This window comes from Enterobacter chuandaensis (assembly GCF_003594915.1).
GTDB lineage: Bacteria > Pseudomonadota > Gammaproteobacteria > Enterobacterales > Enterobacteriaceae > Enterobacter > Enterobacter chuandaensis.
In genome coordinates this window covers 196220-221397 of the sequence record NZ_QZCS01000006.1, presented here as the reverse complement: position 1 = coordinate 221397, position 25178 = coordinate 196220, and the positions used below count along the sequence as shown (strand labels likewise).

Annotated in this window: 24 protein-coding genes and 1 other annotated feature; of the genes, 16 read left to right on the top strand and 8 right to left on the bottom strand. The window is 56.2% G+C overall.

Annotated features, from left to right (window positions below; all coding sequences use genetic code 11):
- Positions 1-16 precede the first annotated feature (16 nt).
- Positions 17-1018 carry a zinc-binding alcohol dehydrogenase family protein gene (locus tag D5066_RS12190; protein ID WP_119916082.1) on the bottom strand — a complete coding sequence of 334 codons (1002 nt, stop codon included), beginning with the start codon at positions 1016-1018 and terminating at the stop codon, positions 17-19.
- 108 nt (positions 1019-1126) lie between these two features.
- Here D5066_RS12190 and D5066_RS12185 point away from each other — a divergent pair, with 108 nt between their 5' ends.
- Positions 1127-2026, top strand: a complete 900-nt coding sequence (locus D5066_RS12185; RefSeq protein WP_119916081.1) for a LysR family transcriptional regulator — start codon at positions 1127-1129, stop codon at positions 2024-2026.
- A 91-nt stretch (positions 2027-2117) separates the two neighbouring features.
- Here D5066_RS12185 and ettA read toward each other — a convergent pair whose 3' ends face one another.
- Positions 2118-3785 carry an energy-dependent translational throttle protein EttA gene (ettA, locus tag D5066_RS12180; protein ID WP_119916080.1) on the bottom strand — a complete coding sequence of 556 codons (1668 nt, stop codon included), beginning with the start codon at positions 3783-3785 and terminating at the stop codon, positions 2118-2120.
- A gap of 227 nt (positions 3786-4012) precedes the next feature.
- On the opposite strand from ettA, the gene sltY reads away from it, so the two are divergent.
- Both sltY and trpR read left to right on the top strand, forming a co-directional pair.
- Positions 4013-5950 carry a murein transglycosylase gene (gene sltY / locus D5066_RS12175; RefSeq protein WP_119916079.1) on the top strand — a complete coding sequence of 646 codons (1938 nt, stop codon included), beginning with the start codon at positions 4013-4015 and terminating at the stop codon, positions 5948-5950.
- A 55-nt stretch (positions 5951-6005) separates the two neighbouring features.
- Complete coding sequence (trpR, locus tag D5066_RS12170; protein WP_080328985.1) at positions 6006-6335, top strand: trp operon repressor; 330 nt, start codon at positions 6006-6008, stop codon at positions 6333-6335.
- Here trpR and yjjX read toward each other — a convergent pair.
- Complete coding sequence (gene yjjX, locus D5066_RS12165) at positions 6326-6841, bottom strand: inosine/xanthosine triphosphatase (protein WP_119916153.1); 516 nt, start codon at positions 6839-6841, stop codon at positions 6326-6328. The genes trpR and yjjX overlap by 10 nt on opposite strands.
- Positions 6842-6890: 49 nt before the next feature.
- Between yjjX and gpmB the strand changes: the two genes are divergently transcribed.
- A complete protein-coding gene (gene gpmB, locus D5066_RS12160; RefSeq protein WP_008502057.1) occupies positions 6891-7538 on the top strand; it encodes a 2,3-diphosphoglycerate-dependent phosphoglycerate mutase GpmB in 648 nt (215 codons plus the stop codon).
- On the opposite strand, the gene robA is transcribed toward gpmB, so the two are convergent.
- The gene (gene robA, locus D5066_RS12155; RefSeq protein WP_080328986.1) at positions 7535-8404 is read right to left on the bottom strand and encodes an MDR efflux pump AcrAB transcriptional activator RobA; all 870 of its coding nucleotides are present in this window, start codon (positions 8402-8404) and stop codon (positions 7535-7537) included. The two genes, gpmB and robA, sit on opposite strands and share 4 nt — an antisense overlap.
- 211 nt (positions 8405-8615) lie before the next feature.
- Between robA and creA the strand changes: the two genes are divergently transcribed.
- Positions 8616-9086 carry a protein CreA gene (gene creA, locus D5066_RS12150; RefSeq protein WP_010427098.1) on the top strand — a complete coding sequence of 157 codons (471 nt, stop codon included), beginning with the start codon at positions 8616-8618 and terminating at the stop codon, positions 9084-9086.
- 49 nt (positions 9087-9135) lie between these two features.
- Here creA and arcA read toward each other — a convergent pair whose 3' ends face one another.
- The gene (arcA, locus tag D5066_RS12145) at positions 9136-9852 is read right to left on the bottom strand and encodes a two-component system response regulator ArcA (RefSeq protein ID WP_003856501.1); all 717 of its coding nucleotides are present in this window, start codon (positions 9850-9852) and stop codon (positions 9136-9138) included.
- A 95-nt stretch (positions 9853-9947) separates the two neighbouring features.
- Here arcA and yjjY point away from each other — a divergent pair, with 95 nt between their 5' ends.
- From yjjY to D5066_RS12110, 7 genes are all read left to right on the top strand, one after another.
- Entirely contained in the window at positions 9948-10088 is a 141-nt protein-coding gene (gene yjjY, locus D5066_RS12140) for a YjjY family protein (protein WP_001541509.1), read from the top strand.
- A gap of 399 nt (positions 10089-10487) precedes the next feature.
- Positions 10488-11174, top strand: a complete 687-nt coding sequence (locus D5066_RS12135) for a tRNA/rRNA methyltransferase (RefSeq protein ID WP_119916078.1) — start codon at positions 10488-10490, stop codon at positions 11172-11174.
- Positions 11175-11385: 211 nt separating this feature from the next.
- Positions 11386-11454, top strand: a complete 69-nt coding sequence (thrL, locus tag D5066_RS12130; RefSeq protein WP_015572623.1) for a thr operon leader peptide — start codon at positions 11386-11388, stop codon at positions 11452-11454.
- Positions 11393-11510: a sequence feature (Thr leader region), on the top strand. It overlaps the preceding gene by 62 nt.
- Positions 11511-11534: 24 nt before the next feature.
- Entirely contained in the window at positions 11535-13997 is a 2463-nt protein-coding gene (gene thrA, locus D5066_RS12125; RefSeq protein ID WP_119916077.1) for a bifunctional aspartate kinase/homoserine dehydrogenase I, read from the top strand.
- Position 13998: 1 nt separating this feature from the next.
- Positions 13999-14928, top strand: a complete 930-nt coding sequence (gene thrB, locus D5066_RS12120; protein ID WP_080328989.1) for a homoserine kinase — start codon at positions 13999-14001, stop codon at positions 14926-14928.
- Positions 14929-14931: 3 nt separating this feature from the next.
- The gene (thrC, locus tag D5066_RS12115) at positions 14932-16218 is read left to right on the top strand and encodes a threonine synthase (protein WP_119916076.1); all 1287 of its coding nucleotides are present in this window, start codon (positions 14932-14934) and stop codon (positions 16216-16218) included.
- A gap of 248 nt (positions 16219-16466) precedes the next feature.
- A complete protein-coding gene (locus D5066_RS12110; protein WP_080328991.1) occupies positions 16467-16763 on the top strand; it encodes a DUF2502 domain-containing protein in 297 nt (98 codons plus the stop codon).
- 32 nt (positions 16764-16795) lie between these two features.
- Here the strand turns inward: D5066_RS12110 and yaaA are convergent, their stop codons facing one another.
- Both yaaA and D5066_RS12100 read right to left on the bottom strand, forming a co-directional pair.
- Positions 16796-17569 (bottom strand): peroxide stress protein YaaA, encoded by a 774-nt coding sequence (gene yaaA, locus D5066_RS12105; protein ID WP_119916075.1) that lies wholly within the window; start codon positions 17567-17569, stop codon positions 16796-16798.
- A gap of 66 nt (positions 17570-17635) precedes the next feature.
- Positions 17636-19066: an alanine/glycine:cation symporter family protein gene (locus D5066_RS12100; protein ID WP_119916074.1), complete on the bottom strand. Its 1431-nt coding sequence runs from the start codon at positions 19064-19066 to the stop codon at positions 17636-17638.
- A 262-nt stretch (positions 19067-19328) separates the two neighbouring features.
- Between D5066_RS12100 and tal the strand changes: the two genes are divergently transcribed.
- From tal to D5066_RS12085, 3 genes are all read left to right on the top strand, one after another.
- On the top strand, positions 19329-20282 hold the full coding sequence (gene tal, locus D5066_RS12095; RefSeq protein ID WP_080328994.1) for a transaldolase: 954 nt from the start codon (positions 19329-19331) through the stop codon (positions 20280-20282).
- 109 nt (positions 20283-20391) lie between these two features.
- Complete coding sequence (gene mog / locus D5066_RS12090; protein WP_119916073.1) at positions 20392-20979, top strand: molybdopterin adenylyltransferase; 588 nt, start codon at positions 20392-20394, stop codon at positions 20977-20979.
- Positions 20980-21101: 122 nt separating this feature from the next.
- Entirely contained in the window at positions 21102-22424 is a 1323-nt protein-coding gene (locus D5066_RS12085) for an MFS transporter (RefSeq protein WP_119916072.1), read from the top strand.
- Here D5066_RS12085 and satP read toward each other — a convergent pair.
- The gene (gene satP / locus D5066_RS12080; protein ID WP_080328997.1) at positions 22401-22967 is read right to left on the bottom strand and encodes an acetate uptake transporter; all 567 of its coding nucleotides are present in this window, start codon (positions 22965-22967) and stop codon (positions 22401-22403) included. The two genes, D5066_RS12085 and satP, sit on opposite strands and share 24 nt — an antisense overlap.
- A gap of 296 nt (positions 22968-23263) precedes the next feature.
- Here satP and dnaK point away from each other — a divergent pair, with 296 nt between their 5' ends.
- Entirely contained in the window at positions 23264-25177 is a 1914-nt protein-coding gene (dnaK, locus tag D5066_RS12075) for a molecular chaperone DnaK (protein WP_023310346.1), read from the top strand.
- The last annotated feature ends 1 nt before the right edge of the window (position 25178 follow it).

Here is a 25178-nt window from a genome sequence, read left to right as displayed (position 1 = left end):
GTGAGGGGGGAATACCTTAGAACTCAACCACCACCTTCCCGCGCATATGCCCCTCCAGCACCTTACGGTGCGCTTCGGTAATGCTTTCCACGCTCAGCCCGTGCAGCGTCTCGCTGAGCGAGCTTTCCACCACGCCATTATCCACGAGCTTCGCCACCTCATTTAAGATCTCCCCCTGACGGGCCATATCCGCGGTCTGGTACATGCTGCGGGTGTACATAAATTCCCAGTGCAGGGCGGCGGATTTAGACTTCAGCTTGTCCTGGTTCAGCGGATGCGCGTTTTCAACGATGGAACAGATATGCCCCTGCGGCGCAATCAGTTCGCTGACCGCATCCCAATGCCCGTCGGTGTCGTTGAGGATGAAAATGTAATCCACAAAGGTTAGCCCGTGTTTCGCCAGCTCGCCTTTCAGATCGCGGTAGTTGACCACCACGTCAGCCCCGCGATCGCGACACCACCGGGCGGAATCTTCTCGTGAAGCGGTTGCGATAATCTTCACCTTGCTGTTGTGCTTCGCAAACGGGATCGCCAGCGATCCCACCCCGCCCGCGCCGCCGATGATCAGCAGCGTTTTGTCCGCACCGGCATGCTGAATGTTCAGCCGCTCAAACAGGCCTTCCCACGCGGTGAGTGCCGTGAGCGGCAGTGCAGCCGCAGCGGCCCAGCCGAGGCCGGCAGGCTTGTGCCCGACAATGCGCGCATCGATCAGCTGATGCGTGGTATTACTGCCCGGGCGGGTGATGTCGCCGGCGTACCAGATCTCGTCACCCGCTTTGAATCCGGTGACGCCAGCGCCAACGGCTTTGACGATACCGCTGGCATCCCAGCCGAGAATGCGCGGCTCGTTCAGCCCGTTCTTAGCAATGCCCGCGTGGACTTTGGTATCGACCGGGTTAACGGAGACGGCTTTCACCTCCACCAGCAGATCGTACTCGCCGGGCTGCGGCATCGGCGGGGTGATTTCAATGAAGGTGGACGGATTTTCTGGGTTAACGGCGATGGCTTTCACTGACATGGTGTGCTCCTCAATGGCATGCGTTTTGTTGAGGCTAGTCTATTAAGTGGCCAGCTGCGTGATAAGATGGACAATCAAGAACTCAGCGTTCGTACAGGGTGAACAATCATGTTTAAACAGCTGCAGGATATGGCGCTGTTTGCGCTGGTGGCGGAGATGGGCAGTTTTACCGCGGCGGCGCAGAAAGCCGAACTGCCGAAATCCAGCGTTAGCCAGCGGATCAGCCAGCTGGAGCAGCAGGTGGGTATCCGTCTGCTCAACCGCACCACGCGCAGGATCAGCCTCACCTTCGCGGGCGAGCACTATCTGGTGCACTGTCGCGAGATGCTGGCGGCCAGCGAGCGGGCGGAGTACGCCATTCAGCGGCTGCGCGATAACCCGAGCGGGCGGCTGCGGATCACCTGTCCGGCGGGGATTGGCGCGACGCTGCTGGCGCATATGAATGCCGAATTTCAGCTTCGCTATCCTGACGTGTCGCTGGATGTGTCGATCTCTGACGACGTGGTGGATCTGGTCGAGTCCGGTTTTGACGTGGCGCTGCGCACCGGCAAGCCGCAGGACTCCTCTCTGATTGGCAGGATGATCGGGCACTGCCCACGCTACATGCTGGCCTCGCCGGACTATCTGGCGCGTCGGGAGCCGCTGACGCATCCCCGCCAGCTGGTGGATCACCGCAGTATTACACACCGGGCGTGGTCGGAGTGGCTGCTGCGAAGCGAGGGTGAGGATTACCGCTACCTGCCGGACAATGCGCATATGACGGATAATCTGGTGTATGCCCGCGAATGTGCGATTGCCGGCGCGGGGATCACGCTCTTACCCGCGTTTCTGCTGGAAGATAAGATCAAAAAGGGGGCGCTGGTTCAGGTGCTGCCGGAGTGGAGCGTTGAGGGAAACGATCTCTGGCTGGCCTACCCGAGCCGGAAGCTGAATTCGCCTGCGCTGATGAGCTATATCGACTTTGCGATGCGATTTGATGAGGTGAAGCGGTATTACGTGGGTGGGTGATGTTGTGCGGACTGATGCCCTCACCCTGGCCCTCTCCCCATGGGAGAGGGGACAAACATAAAAAACGGCAACCGAGGTTGCCGTTTTGCTTTTATTTCGCAATACGCTTGTACTTAATACGCTTCGGCTCCAGCGCGTCGGCACCCAGGGTGCGTTTCTTGTACTCTTCGTACTCGGTGAAGTTACCTTCGAAGAACTCCACTTTACCTTCGTCCTGGTAGTCCAGGATGTGGGTCGCGATACGGTCGAGGAACCAGCGGTCGTGCGAGATAACCATCGCACAGCCCGGGAACTCCAGCAGGGCGTTTTCCAGCGCGCGCAGGGTTTCGATATCCAGGTCGTTGGTGGGTTCATCGAGCAGCAGAACGTTACCGCCCACCTGCAGCAGCTTCGCCAGGTGCAGACGACCGCGCTCACCGCCGGACAGCTCGCCCACGCGTTTGCCCTGGTCGGTGCCCTTAAAGTTAAAGCGGCCAACGTAGGCGCGGCTTGGCATCTCGGTGTTGCCGATACGCATGATATCCAGACCGCCGGAGACTTCTTCCCACACGGTTTTGCTGTTATCCATCGCGTCACGGAACTGGTCAACGGAGGCCAGCTTCACGGTTTCACCGAGGGTGATAGAGCCGCTGTCAGGCTGTTCCTGACCGGACATCATGCGGAACAGGGTGGATTTACCCGCGCCGTTCGGACCGATAATGCCGACGATAGCGCCTTTCGGTACGGAGAAGCTCAGGTCGTCGATCAGCACGCGGTCGCCGTAGGACTTACGCAGGTTGGTCACTTCAACCACTTTATCCCCCAGACGTGCTCCAGGTGGAATAAACAGTTCGTTGGTTTCGTTACGTTTCTGGTATTCGGTGTTGTTCAGCTCTTCGAAGCGCGCCAGACGGGCTTTGCCCTTGGACTGACGGCCTTTCGCGCCCTGACGCACCCACTCCAGCTCTTTCTCAATAGACTTACGGCGAGCCGCTTCCTGAGAAGCTTCCTGCGCCAGACGCTGATCTTTCTGCTCCAGCCAGGAGGAGTAGTTGCCTTCCCACGGAATACCTTCACCGCGGTCCAGCTCCAGGATCCAGCCTGCCACGTTGTCGAGGAAGTAACGGTCGTGGGTAATTGCCACAACGGTGCCTTCGAAGTCGTGCAGGAAGCGCTCCAGCCACGCCACGGATTCCGCATCCAGGTGGTTGGTCGGTTCGTCGAGCAGCAGCATGTCTGGTTTTTCCAGCAGCAGACGGCACAGCGCCACGCGGCGGCGTTCACCACCGGACAGGTTAGCGATTTTCGCATCCCAGTCCGGCAGACGCAGGGCATCGGCCGCGCGCTCCAGCTGCACGTTCAGGTTGTGACCGTCGTGCGCCTGGATAATCTCTTCATACTTGCCCTGTTGTGCAGCAAGTTTGTCGAAGTCCGCATCCGGTTCGGCGTATTTGGCATACACTTCATCCAGACCTTTCAGCGCGTTAACCACTTCGGACACCGCTTCTTCAACGGATTCGCGAACGGTGTGTTCCGGGTTCAGCTGAGGTTCCTGCGGCAGGTAGCCGATCTTGATGCCTGGCTGCGGACGGGCTTCACCTTCGATGTCTGTATCGATGCCGGCCATGATGCGCAGCAGGGTGGACTTACCGGCACCGTTGAGACCCAGAACACCGATTTTTGCGCCCGGGAAGAAGCTCAGCGAGATATTTTTAAGAATATGACGTTTCGGCGGGACAACTTTGCCGACACGATGCATGGTATAAACGAATTGAGCCACGTTGGACTTCGCCTCTTTTATCGTGATGAGAAGGAATTTCAGCCTCGAAGTGTAGCCTTTTTCACGCCCTAATCCCAGCCAGGAACGTCGGGAGTGTTAAAACGCGCAAGAAAGGTAAAAAAGTGTCCATGACGTGGCGCGTTGCAGGATGCCTGGTTAGCATAAGTGAATGCAACTTTGATGTGGCAAGACGCTGCAAATGATGAAAAAACAATGAGGAAGAGCTTGTGGAAAAAGCCAAACGGGTGGTCTGGCGTCTGCTGGCTGCCAGCGTATGCGTAATGGCGGTAAGCCAGGCGGTGCATGCCGATTCACTGGATGAACAACGTAACCGCTACGCCCAGATTAAACAGGCGTGGGACAACAAGCAGATGGATACCGTGCAGGCGCTGATGCCGACGCTGAAGGACTATCCGCTGTATCCGTATCTGGAGTATCGCCAGATCACCGACGATCTGATGAACCAGCCGACAGTCACGGTGAATAACTTTATTCAGGCGAACCCGACCCTGCCGCCTGCCCGAAATCTCCAGTCTCGTTTTGTGAATGAGCTGGCGCGGCGTGAAGACTGGCGAGGGCTGCTGGCGTTTAGCCCTGAGAAGCCGAATACCACTGAAGCGCAGTGTAATTACTACTATGCGAAATGGGCGACCGGTCAGCAGGAAGAGGCCTGGGCCGGGGCGAAAGATCTGTGGCTGACGGGCAAAAGCCAGCCGAACGCCTGTGACTCGCTCTTTGGCGCATGGCGCGCTTCCGGCAAGCAGGATCCGCTGGCCTACCTTGAGCGCATCCGCCTGGCGATGAAAGCCGGCAACACGCGTCTGGTGACCGCGCTGGCAGGGCAAATGCCGTCCGATTACCAGACGATCTCCACGGCGGTTATCGCGCTGGCAAACGATCCGAACAGCGTCCTGACCTTTGCCCGCAGCACGGGCTCGACCGATTTTACCCGCCAGATGGCGGCGGTGGCTTTTGCCAGCGTGGCGCGTGACGATGTAGAAAACGCGCGGCTGATGATCCCGCAGCTGGTGCAGGCGCAGCAGCTGAATGACGATCAAACCCAGGAATTGCGCGATATTGTCGCGTGGCGACTGATGGGCACGGATGTGACCGACGAACAGGCGCGCTGGCGTGATGATGCGATCATGCGCTCAAACTCGACCTCGCTTGTTGAGCGACGCGTGCGCATGGCGCTGGGAACGGGGGATCGTCGCGGGCTGAATACCTGGCTCGCGCGTTTGCCAATGGAAGCCAAAGAGAAGGACGAATGGCGCTACTGGCAGGCCGATCTGCTGATGGAGCGCGGTCGTGAAGACGAAGCCAAAGATATTCTTCACTCGCTGATGCAGCAGCGCGGGTTCTACCCGATGGCGGCGGCGCAACGGCTGGGCGAGGAGTACACGCTTAAGATCGACAAAGCGCCCGCTAACGCCAGCCCCGCTCTGACGCAGGGGCCGGAGATGGCGCGCGTTCGCGAGCTGATGTACTGGAACATGGACAATACCGCGCGCAGCGAGTGGGCGAATCTGGTCACCAGCCGTACCACCGACGAGAAGGCCCAGCTTGCTCGCTATGCCTTTGATAATCGCTGGTGGGATCTGAGCGTGCAGGCGACGATCGCCGGGAAGCTGTGGGATCATCTCGAAGAGCGTTTCCCGCTGGCGTACAAAGATCTGTTTGACCGCTACACCAGCGGCAAAGATATCCCGCAAAGCTACGCCATGGCGATTGCCCGTCAGGAGAGCGCATGGAACCCGAAAGTCCGTTCACCGGTGGGTGCCAGCGGGCTGATGCAAATTATGCCGGGGACGGCGACGCATACGGTGAAGATGTTCAACATTCCAGGATACAGCAGCCCGTCACAGCTTCTCGATCCGGATACCAACATCAACATTGGCACCAGCTACTTGCAGTACGTCTATCAGCAGTTCGGCAATAACCGCATCTTCGCGTCGGCGGCGTATAACGCGGGGCCTGGGCGCGTGCGTACCTGGCTTGGCAACAGCGCCGGACGCATCGACGCGGTGGCGTTTGTCGAGAGCATTCCGTTCTCGGAAACACGCGGCTACGTGAAGAACGTGCTGGCCTATGACGCCTACTATCGCTACTTTATGGGGCAGAAAGATACCCTGATGAGCGATGCCGAGTGGCAGAGACGTTACTGATCGGCGCGGGTTGTGTTATGCTGTACTCGCTAATGAGTACAAGAGGCAGCATAACATGACCCAGCATTCCCCGTATTCCTCGGCAATGGCCGAACAACGTCACCAGGAGTGGCTTCGTTTTGTGGAGCTGCTTCGTCAGTCTTACGATCAGGATTTGCACTTACCTCTCATGCAGCTGATGCTCACGCCGGACGAGCGCGAAGCGCTGGGCACAAGAGTGCGGATTATCGAGGAGTTGCTGCGCGGCGAGATGAGCCAGCGCGAGCTGAAAAACGAGCTGGGCGCGGGCATCGCAACGATCACCCGCGGCTCGAACAGCCTGAAGTCTGCGCCGGTTGAGCTGCGCCAGTGGCTTGAGTCAGTCTTATTGGGCGATCAACGATAAATGGCGTTATGAAACGGGCTCAGCGCCAGGATCACCGCCTGATGGTAAACGCCTGAACGCGTAAGCTTGCCACCCGTAAAGACGCCAATCGCCCCTTCTTTTCGGCCAATCTCATCGATGCCGGTGTACTGCGACATCACCGGCCCGAGCGCTTCGCCTTCGCGCACTTTCTTCAGAATGATTTCCGGCAGCGGCAGAGTGGCCGAACGCGCTTCGCCGCGCTGCTCTCGGCTTTCAATCACCACCCAGCTAAAGGTTGCGCCTTCGTCGATACCAGCTTCAATGGCTACCCAAAAGTCAGCATTCGGTGCCGCGGCCTTCGCGTTAGCCACGCGATTTCGTGCGCCAGCGCGCGTTTCCTCACTGCCAAACGGCTGTTCAGGTACACCACTCTCGACGCCGACGGCATCAATATGGCAGGATCCTTCGCCGAAAATCTCTTCAAAAGCCTTTAGAATTGCCTGAATTTTGGCAGGATTGGTGGTAGCAGAGACAACATGGTGCATAATTAAGCTCGATTCAAAAAAACTCATCGCAGTATAACGGAAAAAAAGCATGTTACAGGTATACCTTGTTCGCCACGGTGAAACGCAGTGGAACGCCGAGCGACGTATTCAAGGCCAGTCAGACAGTCCTCTCACCGAGAAGGGTGTGCAGCAAGCGTGGCAGGTGGCAGAGCGTGCCAGAACGCTGGGCATTACCCACGTCATCACCAGCGATTTAGGTCGTACTCAGCAGACGGCGCGCATCATTGCAGACGCCTGCGGCTGCGATGTGATGCTTGAGCCGCGCCTGCGCGAGCTGGATATGGGCGTGCTGGAAAAGCGCCATATCGATACGCTGACGGAAACGGAAGAGGGCTGGCGCCGCACGCTGGTGAACGGTACCGAAGATGGCCGTATCCCTGAAGGCGAATCCATGCAGGAGCTGAGCGTGCGTATGCATGCCGCACTGGCGGAATGCCTGAAGCTTCCGGCGGGAAGTCGTCCGCTGCTGGTGAGTCACGGTATCGCGCTGGGCTGCCTGGTGAGCACCATTCTGGGGTTACCGGCTTATGCCGAGCGCCGTCTGCGCCTGCGCAACTGTTCCATTTCCCGGATTGATTACCAGGAAAGCGCGTGGCTGGCTTCGGGCTGGGTGGTGGAGATGGCAGGGGACATTTCGCACCTCGATGCCCCTGCGCTTGACGAACTGCAGCGTTAACGACGTATCGGAATCAAGAATTCCATACGCAGATTGATGGGGCCTTCTTCCGGTTTGGCATCCTGCGCCGGGTAGTAGCGCTCAATATCCTGACCTTTACGGCGATTCAGATTCAGCATTGGCATGCAGGTCCCGTAAACGGTCAGGATAAACTCCTGAACCCCGGTACCCAGTCCTTCATACGAGAACATCACGTACTCGCCACCTTCCAGCACGACCGGCTTCGAACCCTGAATGTAGCCATTCGCCAGCTCCGGCGTCAGCGCGGTGGTGTAGAACACCTCCTGCTCGTCGTCTTTTTCCTGGCTTGGATGCGTTTCATTCAGGCCGTACAGAATTGGCGGGATAGCCGGTGCATGGCTCAGGAAATCGCGCCAGAACTGAACGCGCATTTGATGACGGAACTCAGAAATCTGCTCCAGGGAGCAGGAGTAGCTCTGGGTCGTACCGATCAGATGAGTTTCCGGCAGGGTGACGATTTCGTATTTCGGCATCGCGAACTCACCCAGACGCAGCGGTGGACGCATGCCAAACGAGCTCCAGTCCGGCGAGCGACGATAAAGCGCGGGCGTCAACGAGAACTGTTTTTTAAACGCGCGGGTAAACGTCTGCTGCGAATCGAAACGGTACTGCAGGGCAATGTCCAGAATCGGACGCGCGGTCAGGCGCAAGGCCACTGCAGATTTTGATAAACGACGTGCGCGAATATAGGCACCGATAGCATGACCGGTGACATCCTTGAACATCCTTTGCAGATGCCACTTGGAATAGCCCGCTTTAGCCGCCACATTATCCAGTGACAAAGGCTGGTCGAGATGACCTTCCAGCCAGGTGAGCAGGTCGCGAATAATTCCAGCCTGATCCATATACTATCCTCATCCTTAAAACAGCAGGTGCCTGATAACAGGTTAGCGGATAATAGCATTTTTTGATGTTTTAGCATTCAGTGTTTTTTTTGCGCATTAATGCCTTTTACGGCTCGTTTTGGGTGAATATATTCTAATCCTGTGATCTTGCTACATTTTTGTCTAAAGTGTTGAATAATCGCCCAGTGCAATTTTAAAGAATGGTAACAATATGAAATACAAGACTTTGATCTTCACCGCGTTGCTGTTGATGGTTGGCCGCGCCGCGCAGGCAGAACAGATTGGTTCCGTCGATACCGTGTTTAAGATGTTTGGCCCGGACCACAAAATCGTGGTGGAGGCGTTTGACGATCCGGACGTGAAAAACGTCACCTGCTACGTCAGCCGCGCGAAAACGGGCGGTATTAAAGGTGGCCTGGGACTGGCGGAAGATACCTCCGATGCGGCGATTTCCTGTCAGCAGGTGGGCCCGGTTGAGCTGAGCGATAAAATCAAGAACGGCAAAGCGCAGGGCGACGTGGTATTCCAGAAGCGGACCTCGCTGGTGTTCAAAAAGCTGCAGGTAGTGCGTTTCTATGATGCCAAACGCAACACCCTGGCTTACCTTGCGTATTCCGACAAAGTGGTGGAAGGCTCGCCGAAAAACGCGATCAGCGCGGTGCCGATTATGCCGTGGCATTAATAAAAAAAACGGCGCAAATGCGCCGTTTTTTAATGCGTAAACTGCGGGATCACTCCTGCAGATCGCCGCAGAAACGGTACCCTTCGCCGTGGATGGTGGCGATGATTTCCGGCGTATCAGGCGTCGATTCGAAATGCTTACGAATACGACGGATGGTCACGTCTACGGTACGGTCATGAGGCTTCAGCTCGCGGCCGGTCATTTTCTTCAGCAGTTCTGCACGGGACTGAATTTTGCCCGGGTTTTCACAGAAGTGCAGCATCGCGCGGAATTCGCTGCGCGGCAGTTTATACTGCTCACCGTTCGGGCTAATCAGCGAACGGCTATTGATATCAAGTTCCCAGCCGTTGAATTTGTAGCTGTCAACGCTACGACGCTCTTCGCTGACCGTGCCAAGGTTCATGGTGCGGGACAGCAGGTTGCGTGCACGAATGGTTAACTCGCGAGGGTTAAACGGCTTGGTGATGTAGTCATCCGCACCGATTTCCAGGCCAAGAATTTTATCAACTTCGTTGTCACGGCCCGTCAGGAACATTAACGCGACGTTCGCCTGTTCACGCAGTTCGCGCGCCAGAAGAAGACCGTTTTTGCCCGGCAGGTTGATATCCATGATCACCAGGTTGATATCATTTTCAGAAAGGATCTGATGCATCTCTGCGCCATCGGTCGCTTCAAAGACATCGTAGCCTTCTGCTTCGAAAATGCTCTTTAACGTGTTGCGTGTTACCAACTCGTCTTCAACGATAAGAATGTGCGGGGTCTGCATGTTTGCTACCTAAATTGCCAACTAAATCGAAACAGGAAGTACAAAAGTCCCTGACCTGCCTGATGCATGTCGCAAATTAACATGATCGGCCTAACGTGACTAAAGTACGTAATTGCGTTCTTGATGCACTTTCCATCAACGTCAACAACATCATTAGCTTGGTCGTGGGCACTTTCCCTTTGGACCCGACAGTGTCAAAAACGGCTGTCATCCTAACCATTTTAACAGCAACATAACAGGCTAAGTGACACCAGACACCCAATAAAACTACGCTTCGTTGACATATATCAAGTTCAATTGTAGCACGTTAACAGTTTGATGAAATCATCGTAGCCGAATGCTAGCCTTTGTCACAATTTTTCAATAAACCAACTAGTTGCGGACATTGATATATAAACGAAGCGAATCCAATCAGATTAGGGTATTCATGTGGCTATTATCATTATAAAACATAAGGATAATAGACTCCTGTTAACATTCTAACTGATTGTTCAGACACAAAATAGTTTAGCGTCTTTAATTTGTTCTGAAACGCTATTTCGGTGATTTGTGTTGCAAATTTGTAAATTCGCGCTGCGTAATATGTTGAAGCGCATCACATTTTTACCGGCTAACTGATTAAAAAGAGAGCATAAATGCATCTGTCGATTGTACTGGTCGCCCCAGCCAGAGCAGAAAATATAGGCGCTGCGGCGCGTGCCATGAAGACCATGGGTTTTACCGATTTGCGTATTGTGGACAGCACAGCGCACCTGGAGCCTGCCGCCCGCTGGGTGGCGCACGGTTCAGGCGATATTCTCGATAATATAACCACTTACGCCACGCTGGCTGATGCACTGCACGACATTTCGTTTACCGTAGCGACCACCGCGCGCAGCCGGGCGAAGTTCCACTACTACACCACCCCGGCGGAGCTGGTGCCGATGCTGGAAGAGAAAAGCCAGTGGCTGGAGAGGGCCGCGCTGGTGTTTGGCCGTGAAGATTCAGGGCTGACCAACGAAGAGCTGGAGCTGGCCGATGTTCTCACCGGTGCGCCGATGGTCGCCGATTACCCCTCCCTGAATTTAGGCCAGGCGGTAATGGTCTATTGCTATCAATTAGCTTCCCTAATGCAAATCCCGCAACCGCAGGCAGAAGCCGCCAATGAAAATCAGCTGGCCGCGCTTCGTGCTCGCGTAGAGAGTCTGTTATCGAACCTTGGCGTCGCGGACGATCAAAAAATGGCCGACTGGCTGCAACAGCGACTCGGACGTCTTGAGCAGCGAGACACGGCAATGTTGCATCGTTTGCTGCACGATATTGAAAAAAAATTGGTCGAGTAAAATGCTGTCATAACTTTTTTCTATGGCGAAATAGTCTGTCCAGAAGGGTTGCGACTGGGCGAATCGGATGAAAATAAATCGGCAAACAGCGGGACGTGAGAGTCTGCGGAATTGTGATCAAATTAAAAATTCATTGACTTAAGGTGCCCGATCCTTTAACCCTAAAAGAATACAGCACAGACAGATAATAATGACAGAGTACACAACATCCATGAAACGCATCAGCATCACCACCATTACCACAACCATCATCATTACCACAGGTAACGATGCGGGCTGACGCGTACAGGAAAAACAGAAAAAAGCCCGCACCTGAACAGTGCGGGCTTTTTTTTCGGCTAAAGGAAACGAGGTAGAACCATGCGAGTGTTGAAGTTCGGCGGTACATCAGTGGCAAATGCAGAACGTTTTCTGCGTGTTGCCGATATCCTGGAGAGCAACGCCAGGCAGGGGCAGGTTGCGACCGTGCTCTCTGCCCCGGCAAAAATCACGAACCATCTGGTGGCGATGATTGAAAAAACCATCGGTGGCCAGGATGCACTCCCGAACATCAGCGACGCAGAGCGTATCTTCGCTGACTTACTGCAAGGGCTGGCAGAGGCTCAGCCTGGTTTCCCGCTCGCTCAGCTGAAGTCCTTCGTTGAGCAGGAATTCGCGCAAATCAAACACGTCCTGCACGGCATCAGCCTCCTCGGCCAGTGCCCGGACAGCATCAACGCGGCGCTGATCTGCCGTGGTGAGAAGCTCTCGATTGCCATCATGGCAGGCGTGCTGGAAGCGCGCGGCCACAACGTTACCGTGATCAATCCGGTTGAGAAATTGCTGGCGGCAGGTCACTACCTCGAATCCACCGTTGATATTGCCGAATCAACCCGCCGTATCGCCGCGAGCAAAATCCCGTCTGACCACATGATCCTGATGGCCGGATTCACTGCCGGAAATGAGAAGGGCGAGCTGGTGGTGCTGGGCCGTAACGGCTCTGACTACTCCGCCGCCGTGCTGGCTGCCTGCTTACGCGCGGACTGCTGTGAGATCTGGACTGACGTGGACGGCGTTTATACCTGTGACCCGCGCCAGGTGCCGGACGCCAGGCTGCTGAAGTCGATGTCTTACCAGGAGGCGATGGAGCTTTCCTACTTCGGCGCCAAAGTGCTTCACCCGCGTACTATCTCCCCGATTGCCCAGTTCCAGATCCCTTGCCTGATTAAAAATACCGGTAACCCGCAGGCGCCGGGTACGCTGATTGGCGCCAGCTCTGATGAAGATGGCCTGCCGGTGAAAGGTATTTCCAACCTGAACAACATGGCGATGTTCAGCGTCTCAGGTCCGGGGATGAAAGGGATGGTCGGCATGGCGGCACGCGTTTTTGCGGCCATGTCACGCAACGGTATCTCCGTGGTGCTGATCACGCAGTCCTCTTCCGAGTACAGCATCAGCTTCTGCGTGCCGCAGGCTGACTGCCTGCGCGCCCGCCGCGCGCTGGAAGAAGAGTTCTATCTGGAGCTGAAAGAAGAGCTGCTGGAGCCGCTCTCCATTCAGGAGCGTCTGGCGGTAATCTCCGTCGTAGGCGACGGAATGCGCACGCTGCGCGGCATTTCCGCCAAGTTCTTTGCCGCGCTGGCCCGCGCCAATATTAATATCGTGGCGATTGCTCAGGGCTCGTCCGAACGTTCAATCTCTGTTGTCGTGGATAATGATGACGCCACCACCGGCGTGCGCGTGGTGCATCAGATGCTGTTCAACACCGATCAGGTGATCGAGCTGTTCCTGATTGGCGTGGGCGGCGTCGGTGGCGCATTGCTGGAGCAGGTGAAGCGCCAGCAGGAGTGGCTTAAGAAGAAGCATATCGATCTGCGCGTCTGCGGGATTGCCAACTCCAGAGCGCTGCTGACCAACGTTCACGGCCTTAACCTGGAGAACTGGCAGGCGGAGCTGGAAGAGGCGAAAGAGCCGTTCAACCTGGGGCGCCTGATCCGTCTGGTAAAAGAGTATCACCTGCTTAACCCGGTGATTGTTGACTGTACCTCGAACCAGGCGGTGGCCGACCAGTATGCCGACTTCCTGCGCGAAGGCTTCCACGTGGTGACGCCGAATAAAAAGGCCAATACCTCGTCGATGGATTACTATCACCAGCTGCGTCTGGCGGCGAGCAAGTCGCGCCGCAAGTTCCTGTACGACACCAACGTCGGCGCGGGGCTGCCGGTTATTGAAAACCTGCAAAACCTGCTCAACGCGGGTGACGAACTGCAGCGTTTCTCCGGTATTCTCTCCGGCTCCCTGTCGTTTATCTTCGGCAAGCTGGATGAGGGTATGACCCTCTCGGAAGCCACCCGCGCCGCGCGCGAGCTGGGCTACACCGAGCCGGATCCGCGTGATGATCTTTCCGGTATGGACGTGGCGCGCAAGCTGCTGATTCTGGCGCGTGAAACGGGCCGCGAGCTGGAGCTTTCCGACATCGTGATTGAGCCCGTGCTGCCAGCAGAATTTAACAGCAGCGGTGACGTCAGCGCTTTTATGGCGAATTTGCCCCAGCTTGACGATGCCTTTGCCGCGCGCGTTGCGAAAGCCCGTGATGAAGGTAAGGTATTGCGCTATGTTGGCAATATTGAAGAAGATGGCGTGTGCCGGGTGAAGATTGCCGAAGTGGATGGCAACGACCCGCTGTACAAAGTCAAAAACGGCGAAAACGCCCTCGCGTTTTACAGCCACTATTATCAGCCACTGCCGCTGGTGCTTCGCGGCTATGGCGCAGGGAACGATGTTACGGCGGCGGGCGTGTTTGCCGATCTGCTGCGTACCCTGTCATGGAAGTTAGGAGTTTAACATGGTCAAAGTTTATGCCCCGGCTTCCAGCGCCAATATGAGCGTCGGATTTGACGTGCTGGGTGCGGCGGTGACGCCGGTGGATGGTTCGCTGCTGGGTGATACGGTAACGGTGGAGGCGGCAGACAGCTTTAGCCTGAATAACGTGGGCCGCTTCGCCAGCAAGCTGCCGTCCGAGCCGCGCGAGAATATCGTCTATCAGTGCTGGGAGCGCTTCTGTCAGGAGATCGGCAAAAACGTGCCGGTTTCCATGACGCTGGAAAAAAGTATGCCGATTGGTTCGGGGCTGGGCTCCAGCGCCTGCTCGGTGGTCGCCGCGCTGGTGGCGATGAACGAGCACTGCGGCAAGCCATTAAATAATAGCCGTCTGCTTGGGCTGATGGGCGAGCTGGAAGGGCGCATCTCCGGCAGCATTCATTACGATAACGTGGCGCCGTGCTTCCTCGGCGGCATGCAACTGATGATCGAAGAAAATGGCATCATCAGCCAGCAGGTGCCAGGGTTTGATGAGTGGCTGTGGGTGCTGGCCTATCCGGGCATTAAGGTCTCTACCGCGGAAGCGCGTGCGATCCTGCCCGCGCAGTATCGTCGCCAGGACTGTATCGCCCACGGGCGTCATCTGGCGGGCTTTATCCATGCCTGCTACACCCGTCAGCCGCAGCTGGCGGCGAAGCTGATGAAGGACGTCATTGCCGAGCCGTACCGCACGAAGCTGCTGCCCGGCTTTAACGAGGCGCGACAGGCATCGATGGATATCGGCGCGCAGGCGTGCGGCATTTCCGGCTCCGGCCCGACGCTATTCGCTCTTTGCGACAAGCCTGACACCGCGCAGCGCGTGGCGGACTGGCTCTCTAAACACTACCTGCAAAATCAGGAAGGCTTTGTTCATATTTGCCGTCTGGACACGGCTGGCGCACGAGTACTGGGATAATTAATGAAACTCTACAACCTTAAAGATCATAACGAGCAGGTCAGCTTCGCGCAGGCGGTGACTCAGGGACTGGGCAAAAATCAGGGGCTGTTCTTCCCCCACGATCTGCCGGAATTCCAGCTGACCGACATCGACGAACTGCTGAAGCAGGACTTTGTCACCCGCAGCACCAAAATTCTGTCCGCGTTTATCGGCGACGAAATCCCGCAGGAGCTTCTGGAAGAGCGCGTGCGCGCGGCGTTCGCTTTCCCGGCGCCGGTGAAGCAGGTGGAGCCTGATGTCGGCTGTCTGGAGCTGTTCCACGGTCCGACCCTGGCGTTTAAGGATTTCGGCGGCCGCTTTATGGCACAGATGCTGACCCATATCAGCGGCGACAAACCGGTGACCATCCTGACCGCCACTTCCGGCGATACCGGCGCAGCGGTGGCGCACGCGTTCTACGGCCTGAAAAACGTCCGCGTGGTGATCCTCTATCCGAAAGGCAAAATCAGCCCGCTGCAGGAAAAACTGTTCTGCACCCTCGGCGGCAACATTGAAACCGTAGCGATCGACGGCGATTTCGATGCCTGCCAGGCGCTGGTCAAGCAGGCCTTCGACGATGAAGAGCTGAAGGCCGCGCTGGGGCTGAACTCGGCGAACTCTATCAACATCAGCCGTCTGCTGGCGCAGATCTGCTACTACTTCGAAGCGGTGGCGCAGCTGCCGCAGGAAGCGCGCAATCAGCTGGTGGTTTCGGTACCAAGCGGTAACTTCGGTGACCTGACGGCGGGTCTGCTGGCGAAATCCCTGGGTCTGCCGGTGAAGCGTTTTATCGCCGCCACCAACGCCAACGACACCGTGCCGCGCTTCCTGAAAGACGGGAAGTGGGTGCCAAACGCGACGCAGGCAACGCTCTCCAATGCCATGGACGTGTCCCAGCCGAACAACTGGCCGCGCGTGGAAGAACTGTTCCGCCGCAAGGTGTGGCGTCTGGGCGACCTGGGCTACGCTGCGGTGACGGACGAAACCACCAAAGCCACCATGCGCGAGCTGAAAGCGGTGGGCTACACCTCTGAACCGCACGCGGCGATTGCCTACCGCGCGCTGCGCGACCAGCTTAACCCGGGTGAATATGGCCTGTTCCTGGGCACCGCGCATCCGGCGAAGTTCAAAGAGAGCGTGGAAGCGATCCTGGGCGAAACGTTGCCGCTGCCAAAAGAGCTGGCCGAGCGTGCCGACCTGCCGCTGCTGTCGCATGAGCTGCCAGCGGACTTTGCGGCGCTGCGTAAGCTGATGATGACCCGCGCGTGATTTTATTGCCCGGTGGCGGCTACGCCTTACCGGGCCTACAACGTCCCCAATCGTAGGCCGGGTAAGGCATAGGCGCCACCCGGCTTTTTTGTGAAGAAATTAAGGAGAGAAAAAGCAGGAAAAAAGCAGAAATTCCCAATAAATGCGGTCACTTAGCGTTTAGGATTGCAGAGAATAACTTCCCCCGTTCCCCTCGCGTACTCTCCTTACATCGGCCCACGTTGGGCAAGAAGAATAAGGAGTCACCTGTGTCTACACTGAAACCTGCACTCATCGCGCTTTCTCTGGTGCTGGTCGCCCCCATGGCGGTACAGGCATCTGAAATTACCCTCGTACCTGCGGTAAAACTGCAGATTGGCGATCGGGATAACAACGGGCATTACTGGGATGGCGGCCGCTGGCGCGACCATGACTGGTGGAAGGCGCATTATGACTGGCGCGATAACCGCTGGCGTCCGCATGACGAGCATCGCGATCGTGACCACCACCACGATGACCGTCGCCATGACGATCATCGTCCGGGCCCGGACTGGAAGCACCATTAACGCAACACCCCGCCAGATGGCGGGGTTTAGTTTTACTGCTCGTGGCGCTTAAATACCAGCTCACCTTTCCCTGACGACGCCTCGTCAAAGAAATAGCCGTCGGTGTTGAACCCGGTTAACTGCTCCGGCTTCGTCAGGCGGTTCTGGATGATGTAGCGGCTCATCAGGCCGCGCGCTTTCTTAGCGTAGAAGCTGATCACCTTGAACTTGCCGTTCTTCTCGTCGAGGAACACCGGCTTGATAATTTCCGCCTCCAGCTTTTTCGGTTTCACCGACTTGTAGTACTCATCGGATGCCAGGTTAATCACCACGTTATCGCCCTGGGCGTGCAGCGCCGCGTTCAGCTTGTCGGCGATGATGTCGCCCCAGAAATGGTACAGGTCTTTGCCTTTGGCGTTTTCCAGGCGAATGCCCATCTCCAGACGATACGGCTGCATCAGATCCAGCGGGCGCAGTACGCCGTAAAGACCCGACAGCATGCGCAGATGCTGCTGGGCGAAATCGAAATCGGCTTCACTGAAGTCTTCCGCCTGCAGGCCGGTGTAGACATCACCTTTAAACGCCAGAATCGCCTGGCGAGCGTTGGCAGGGGTGAAATCCGGGTGCCACTCGTGGAACCGGGTCGCGTTAAGGTCTGCCAGCTTGTCGCTGATGCTCATCAGCGAAGCAATTTGCGGCGCAGAGAGCTTGCGCGCTTCGCGGATCAGCTGTTGCGAGTAATCCAGCAGTTCTGGCTGGGTATAGCGCTCGGTGGCAAGAGGGCTCTGGTAGTCGAGCGTTTTTGCAGGTGAAATCAGAATCAGCATATCCAGTCCTTGCAGGAAATTTAGAGCGACTTTAACAAAAAATCGCCCTGAATTGATCGATAGCTGTTATTGCCGGGGCAAATCATCCCAGGTGCCGGGGGCAAGCTGAGACGCAATTTCGGGATAGCGTGCGGCATCAAATACCGGCTGTACGCCGAGCTTGCGCTGGCGAAGGTAATCCCTGGCAATAAGGGTCACTACGGGCGAGAGCAGCAGGATCGCCGTCAGGTTAGTGATGGCCATGAACGCCATAATGACATCTGCCAGCTGCCAGACCAGCGGCATGGTGAGAAGGGCACCCGCAAGCACCATCAGGATCACGCCCAGGCGAAGCAAGATGATGACAGGACGAGAGTCGACTCTCAGAAATGTGAGGTTGTTTTCGGCGTACAGGTAATTCACCACAATCGAGCTGAAGGCGAACAGCATCAGAATGAGCGAGACAAATCCCGAGCCCCAGCCGCCGGTCAGGTTCACCAGCGCCTGCTGGAGAAGCTGTATTCCGTCGATATCCGACTCATGCGCTACAGGACCGGCCAGCAGGAGGATCATGGCGCTGGCCGAACAGATAATAACGGTATCCATAAACACGCCGATCATCTGCACGATACCCTGTGCAGCAGGGTGCGGTGGCCAGGACGCGGCGGTAGCTGCCGCGTTGGGAGTGGACCCCATTCCGGCTTCATTGGAGAACATGCCTCGTTGAAAACCCGCCATCAGTGCCTGGCTCAGGGTATAGCCCAGTGCGCCTGACGCCACTTCACGCCAGCCAAAGGCGCTTTTAAAGATGGTTGCAATGACGTCCGGAACCTGATCAACATTCAGTGCAGCGACGACCAGACTCGCGGTCACCCAGAGCAGCGCCATAATAGGAACCAGCCACTGCATCAGGCGGGCAATGCCTTTAAGGCCGATAGAAATGGTGAGCAGAACAACGAGGGCTAAAACGCTGCCGGTGAGCCATTCCGGGCAGGAGAAGGCATAGCGGAGGGCATGGGCGACCGAGTTTGACTGCACGGTATTAAAAATAAGACCGTATGCGATCAGTAAAAAAAGCGAGAACAGCACGCCCATCCAGCGCATCCCTAAGCCACGGGCCATATACCAGGCCGGGCCGCCGCGAAACTGTCCGTTTCTGTCTTTCTCTTTGTAGAGTTGCGCCAGCGAACTTTCGGCAAAAGAGGTGGCCATCCCGAGAATTGCCGTCACCCACATCCAGAACACCGCACCAGGCCCGCCAGCGCTAATGGCCAGCGCAACGCCCGCCAGGTTTCCGCTGCCGAGGCGCGCCGCCAGGCTGGTACAGAGCGCCTGAAACGACGTTAATCCGCCCGGTTGCGGCGTGACGCTGTTTTTCAGACTTCTGCCAAACTTGCGAATATAGCGAAACTGGATAAACCCACTGCGTAGCGTAAACCAGATACCTGCTCCCATAAGCAGGTAGATCATTATTGAACCCCAGAGGACTTCGTTAATAAAGAAAAAGAAATCAGGCATTAACGTCCCTCTTGTTGATGCCAACGTGAATATGTAAGCGCTACCACTGATTGGGCATGCTGTTGCTTAGCAGCCTGTTAATACTCTGAGTTTATCATACTCTGCCTAAGCGCACTGTCTGCGGTTGCGCTACCCCTCCGTCGTGTTATCATCAGGGCAGACCGGTTACATCCCCCTAACAAGTAAACCTGTCATTTTTCCGCTGCAGGCATGCTGTCGGTAGCGTGAATTATCCAGGGCACGTTAAAAGAGAAACACTATCATGACGGATAAATTGACCTCCCTTCGTCAGTTCACCACTGTCGTAGCTGACACCGGAGATATCGCGGCAATGAAGCTGTACCAGCCGCAGGATGCCACAACTAACCCTTCTCTGATCCTTAACGCCGCACAGATCCCTGAGTATCGCAAACTGATTGACGACGCAGTGACCTGGGCGAAAGCGCAGAGCAATGACCGCGCACAGCAGGTTGTGGATGCTACCGACAAGCTGGCAGTGAACATCGGTCTGGAAATCCTGAAGCTGGTTCCTGGCCGTATCTCTACCGAAGTGGATGCACGTCTCTCCTACGACACCGAAGCGTCAATCGCCAAAGCGAAACGTCTGATCAAAATGTACAACGATGCGGGCATCAGCAACGACCGTATCCTGATCAAACTGGCTTCAACCTGGCAGGGCATTCGTGCCGCTGAGCAGCTGGAAAAAGAAGGCATCAACTGTAACCTGACCCTGCTGTTCTCCTTCGCGCAGGCGCGCGCATGTGCAGAAGCCGGCGTGTACCTGATTTCTCCGTTCGTGGGCCGTATTCTGGACTGGTACAAAGCCAACACCGACAAGAAAGAGTACGCTGCGTCTGAAGATCCCGGCGTGATTTCCGTGACTGAAATCTACGAATACTACAAACAGCATGGCTATGAGACCGTGGTTATGGGCGCAAGCTTCCGTAACGTCGGTGAAATCATCGAGCTGGCTGGCTGTGACCGCCTGACCATCGCCCCTGCGCTGCTGAAAGAGCTGGCGGAAAGCGAAGGTGCTATCGAGCGTAAACTGTCTTACACCGGCGAAGTGAAAGCGCGCCCGGAGCGCATCACTGAATCCGAGTTCCTGTGGCAGCACAACCAGGATCCAATGGCTGTAGACAAACTGGCGGACGGTATCCGTAAGTTTGCAATCGACCAGGAAAAACTGGAAAAAATGATCGGCGACCTGCTGTAATCATTCCGCGTGACCGGGCTCCCGGTCACGCGTCTTCCCCTGCCTCTGTCTGAATTTCCTCTCTGCGTGTATCATTCCCATTAATCAGTACTTTTTGAATGGAATGGATATGAATACCTTACGCATCGGCTTAGTGTCGATTTCTGACCGCGCCTCCAGCGGTGTCTATCAGGATAAAGGCATCCCCGCCCTGGAAGAGTGGCTGAGCAGCGCGCTCACTACTCCGTTTGAGATCCAGACTCGCCTGATCCCGGACGAGCAGCCGATCATTGAGCAGACCCTGTGTGAGCTGGTGGATGAGATGAGTTGTCACCTTGTGCTGACAACGGGCGGAACCGGCCCCGCGCGTCGCGACGTGACGCCGGACGCGACGCTGGCGGTTGCCGACCGCGAAATGCCGGGCTTTGGTGAACAGATGCGCCAGATCAGTCTACACTTTGTCCCGACGGCCATTCTCTCCCGCCAGGTGGGGGTGATTCGCAAACAGGCGCTGATTCTGAACCTGCCGGGCCAGCCGAAGTCGATCAAAGAGACGCTGGAAGGGCTGAAGGGGGAAGACGGCAGCGTCATTGTGCACGGCATCTTCGCCAGTGTACCGTATTGTATACAGCTGCTTGACGGTCCGTATGTGGAAACCGATGAGAAAGTGGTAGCAGCTTTTCGTCCGAAAAACGCACGCCGCGATACAATCTCCTGAAATTAACAAATATGTGACATTAGCTGAAGCGGCGATAGCGTGGTAAAGCTTTTACGGTATAGTAATTTTTTCTTTACGATTACTGTAAAAATAAATCCACAACACACGCATAATGGTTCGCTATGTCACATAACACCCGACCTCTGAATCGACAGGACTACAAAACCCTTACGCTCGCCGCGCTGGGCGGCGCGCTGGAGTTTTACGACTTCATCATCTTCGTCTTCTTCGCCGCTGTGGTGGGAGAACTCTTCTTCCCGGCCGATATCCCGGAATGGCTGCGTCAGGTGCAAACCTTCGGCATTTTTGCCGCCGGGTATCTGGCGCGTCCGCTTGGCGGCATTGTGATGGCGCACTTTGGCGATCTGGTCGGGCGTAAGAAGATGTTTACCCTCAGCATCCTGCTGATGGCCGTGCCGACGCTGGCCATCGGTCTGCTCCCTACCTATGCCTCGATGGGCATTCTTGCTCCGTTACTGCTGTTGCTGATGCGCGTCCTTCAGGGCGCGGCGATTGGCGGTGAAGTGCCGGGCGCGTGGGTGTTTGTCGCGGAGCATGTTCCGGCGCGCCGCATCGGCATTGCCTGCGGAACCTTAACGGCGGGGTTGACCGTCGGGATCCTGTTGGGGTCGGTGGTGGCGACGATAGTCAACACCAGCATGACGCAGCAGGCCGTGCACGACTGGGGCTGGCGACTTCCGTTCCTGCTGGGCGGGGCGTTTGGTCTGGTGGCAATGTACCTGCGCCGCTGGCTGCAGGAGACGCCGATTTTCCTCGAAATGCAGCAGCGCAAGGCGCTGGCGCAGGAGCTGCCGGTCAAAGCCGTCGCGGTGCGTCATAAAAAAGCGGTGGTGGTGTCGATGCTGCTCACCTGGCTGCTTTCCGCGGGCATTGTGGTGGTGATTTTGATGTCGCCGGTGTGGCTGCAGAAGCAGTACGGTTTCACCCCTGCCGTGACCTTACAGGCAAACAGTATCGCGACAATCATGCTCTGCTTTGGCTGTCTGGCCGCCGGGCTGGCGGCGGATCGCTTTGGTGCCAGCCTGACCTTTATTGTCGGAAGCCTGCTGCTGGCGGGATCAAGCTGGGCATTTTACCACCTGGCGGGCAGCCATCCTGAACAGCTGTTCCTGTTGTACGGTGTGGTAGGTCTTTGCGTGGGCGTCGTCGGCGCTGTGCCGTACGTAATGGTGCGTTCCTTCCCGCCGGAAGTGCGTTTCACCGGGATCTCGTTCTCTTACAACGTCTCGTATGCCATTTTCGGCGGGCTGACGCCGATTGCGGTTACCGTGCTGATGGGCGTGTCGCCGTTGGCGCCAGCCTGGTATGTACTCGCACTTTCGCTGATGGGGCTGGTATTAGGATTGTGGCTTCGTCAGGCGGGGGAATGTCGTGCCCGAGAGGCGGGCACGACAGAGGGATCAGTGTTTTTCACCAATAGGTAAAATGGTGCGGTCAAACTGCTCGTTCAGCACTTCGCCCATTGCCAGGTAGATAGCGCTTGCGCCGCACACCAGGCCAATCCAGCCTGCTACGTGAACGATGCCTTCGTTATCCGCCAGGTGGCCAATCGCCAGCAGGGCGAACAGCACGGTCAGGCTCAGGAAGACGAACTGCAGCGCGCGGTTACCTTTCAGGGTACCGAAGAACATGAACAGGGTGAACACGCCCCACAGACCCAGGTACACGCCCAGGAAATGGGCGTTTGCCGCGTCTGCCAGACCCATTTTAGGCATCACCAGAATGGCGACCAGGGTCAGCCAGAACGAGCCGTAAGAGGTGAAGGCGGTTAAGCCGAAGGTGTTGCCTTTCTTATATTCCAGCAGGCCCGCGAAGATTTGCGCGATACCGCCGTAAAAAATGCCCATCGCCAGGATAATGCCATCCATCGGGAACATCCCGATGTTGTGCAGGTTCAGCAGGATGGTGGTCATGCCAAAACCCATCAGGCCCAGCGGAGCCGGATTAGCCAACTTAGTGTTGCCCATAAGTCCTCAAAAAAATCATCATTAATATGGTGAAATGGTTAAACCCGCGTCAATACTCCCTGACGGGGCGCGGCATCATAATGGGCGCAATCGATGCCGTCTATGATCTCATCAGGGTGAAATTAAAATTTTTTTTATCGCTCCCCCTTGATGGATGCCGTCGCGACCCCATCTTGTAGTCAACCGCAGTGTGTGGACCTGAAAAAAATCAAATCTGGGCAGTTGAAAAAGCACGTTCTGCCCTTATTACAGGTACACAACCACATGTTGACTGAATTTTTAGTGGAGACGTTTAGATGGGTAAAATTATTGGTATCGACCTGGGTACTACCAACTCTTGTGTAGCGATTATGGATGGCACGACTGCTCGTGTGCTGGAGAACGCCGAGGGCGATCGCACCACGCCTTCTATCATTGCTTATACCCAGGATGGTGAAACTCTGGTTGGTCAGCCGGCTAAACGTCAGGCAGTGACAAACCCGCAAAACACCCTGTTTGCGATTAAACGCCTGATTGGTCGCCGCTTCCAGGACGAAGAAGTTCAGCGTGACGTTTCTATCATGCCTTACAAAATCATCGCGGCAGATAACGGCGATGCGTGGCTTGATGTGAAAGGCACCAAAACTGCACCACCGCAGATCTCTGCTGAAGTGCTGAAGAAAATGAAGAAAACGGCTGAAGATTACCTGGGTGAGCCGGTAACTGAAGCTGTTATTACCGTACCTGCCTACTTCAACGATGCTCAGCGTCAGGCGACTAAAGATGCTGGCCGTATCGCAGGTCTGGAAGTCAAACGTATCATCAACGAACCAACCGCAGCGGCGCTGGCTTACGGTCTGGATAAAGAAGTCGGCAACCGTACTATCGCGGTTTACGACCTGGGTGGTGGTACCTTCGATATCTCTATTATCGAAATCGACGAAGTTGACGGCGAAAAAACCTTCGAAGTTCTGGCAACCAACGGTGATACCCACCTGGGTGGTGAAGACTTCGATACCCGTCTGATCAACTACCTCGTTGACGAGTTCAAGAAAGATCAGGGCATTGACCTGCGTAACGACCCGCTGGCGATGCAGCGCCTGAAAGAAGCCGCTGAGAAAGCGAAGATCGAACTGTCTTCCGCTCAGCAGACCGACGTGAACCTGCCGTACATCACCGCAGACGCGACCGGTCCTAAACACATGAACATCAAAGTGACCCGTGCGAAACTGGAAAGCCTGGTAGAAGACCTGGTGAACCGTTCCATCGAGCCGCTGAAAGTTGCTCTGCAGGATGCTGGCCTGTCCGTATCTGACATCCAGGACGTTATCCTGGTGGGTGGTCAGACCCGTATGCCAATGGTTCAGAAGAAAGTGGCTGAATTCTTTGGTAAAGAACCACGTAAAGACGTTAACCCGGACGAAGCGGTCGCAATCGGTGCTGCGGTTCAGGGTGGCGTACTGACCGGTGAAGTTAAAGACGTACTGCTGCTGGACGTTACCCCGCTGTCTCTGGGTATCGAAACCATGGGCGGTGTGATGACTGCGCTCATCAACAAAAACACCACCATCCCAACGAAACACAGCCAGGTGTTCTCTACCGCTGAAGACAACCAGTCTGCGGTAACCATCCATGTGATTCAGGGTGAGCGTAAGCGTGCGGCGGATAACAAATCTCTGGGTCAGTTCAACCTGGACGGTATCAACCCGGCACCGCGCGGCATGCCGCAGATCGAAGTCACCTTCGACATCGATGCTGACGGTATCCTGCACGTGTCTGCGAAAGACAAAAACAGCGGTAAAGAGCAGAAGATCACCATCAAGGCATCTTCTGGCCTGAACGAAGCGGAAATCGAAAAAATGGTTCGCGATGCCGAAGCTAACGCGGAATCCGACCGTAAGTTCGAAGAGCTGGTTCAGACCCGTAACCAGGGTGACCATCTGCTGCACAGCACCCGTAAGCAGGTTGAAGAAGCAGGCGATAAACTGCCAGCAGAAGACAAGACTGCTATCGAAGCTGCACTGAGCGCGCTGGAATCCTCACTGAAAGGTGAAGACAAAGCGGACATCGAAGCGAAGATGCAGGAGCTGGCACAGGCTTCCCAGAAGCTGATGGAAATCGCTCAGCAGCAGCACGCACAGCAGCAGGCGGGCGCTGACGCTTCTGCGAACAACGCGAAAGACGACGACGTTGTCGACGCAGAGTTCGAAGAAGTTAAAGACAAAAAATAAT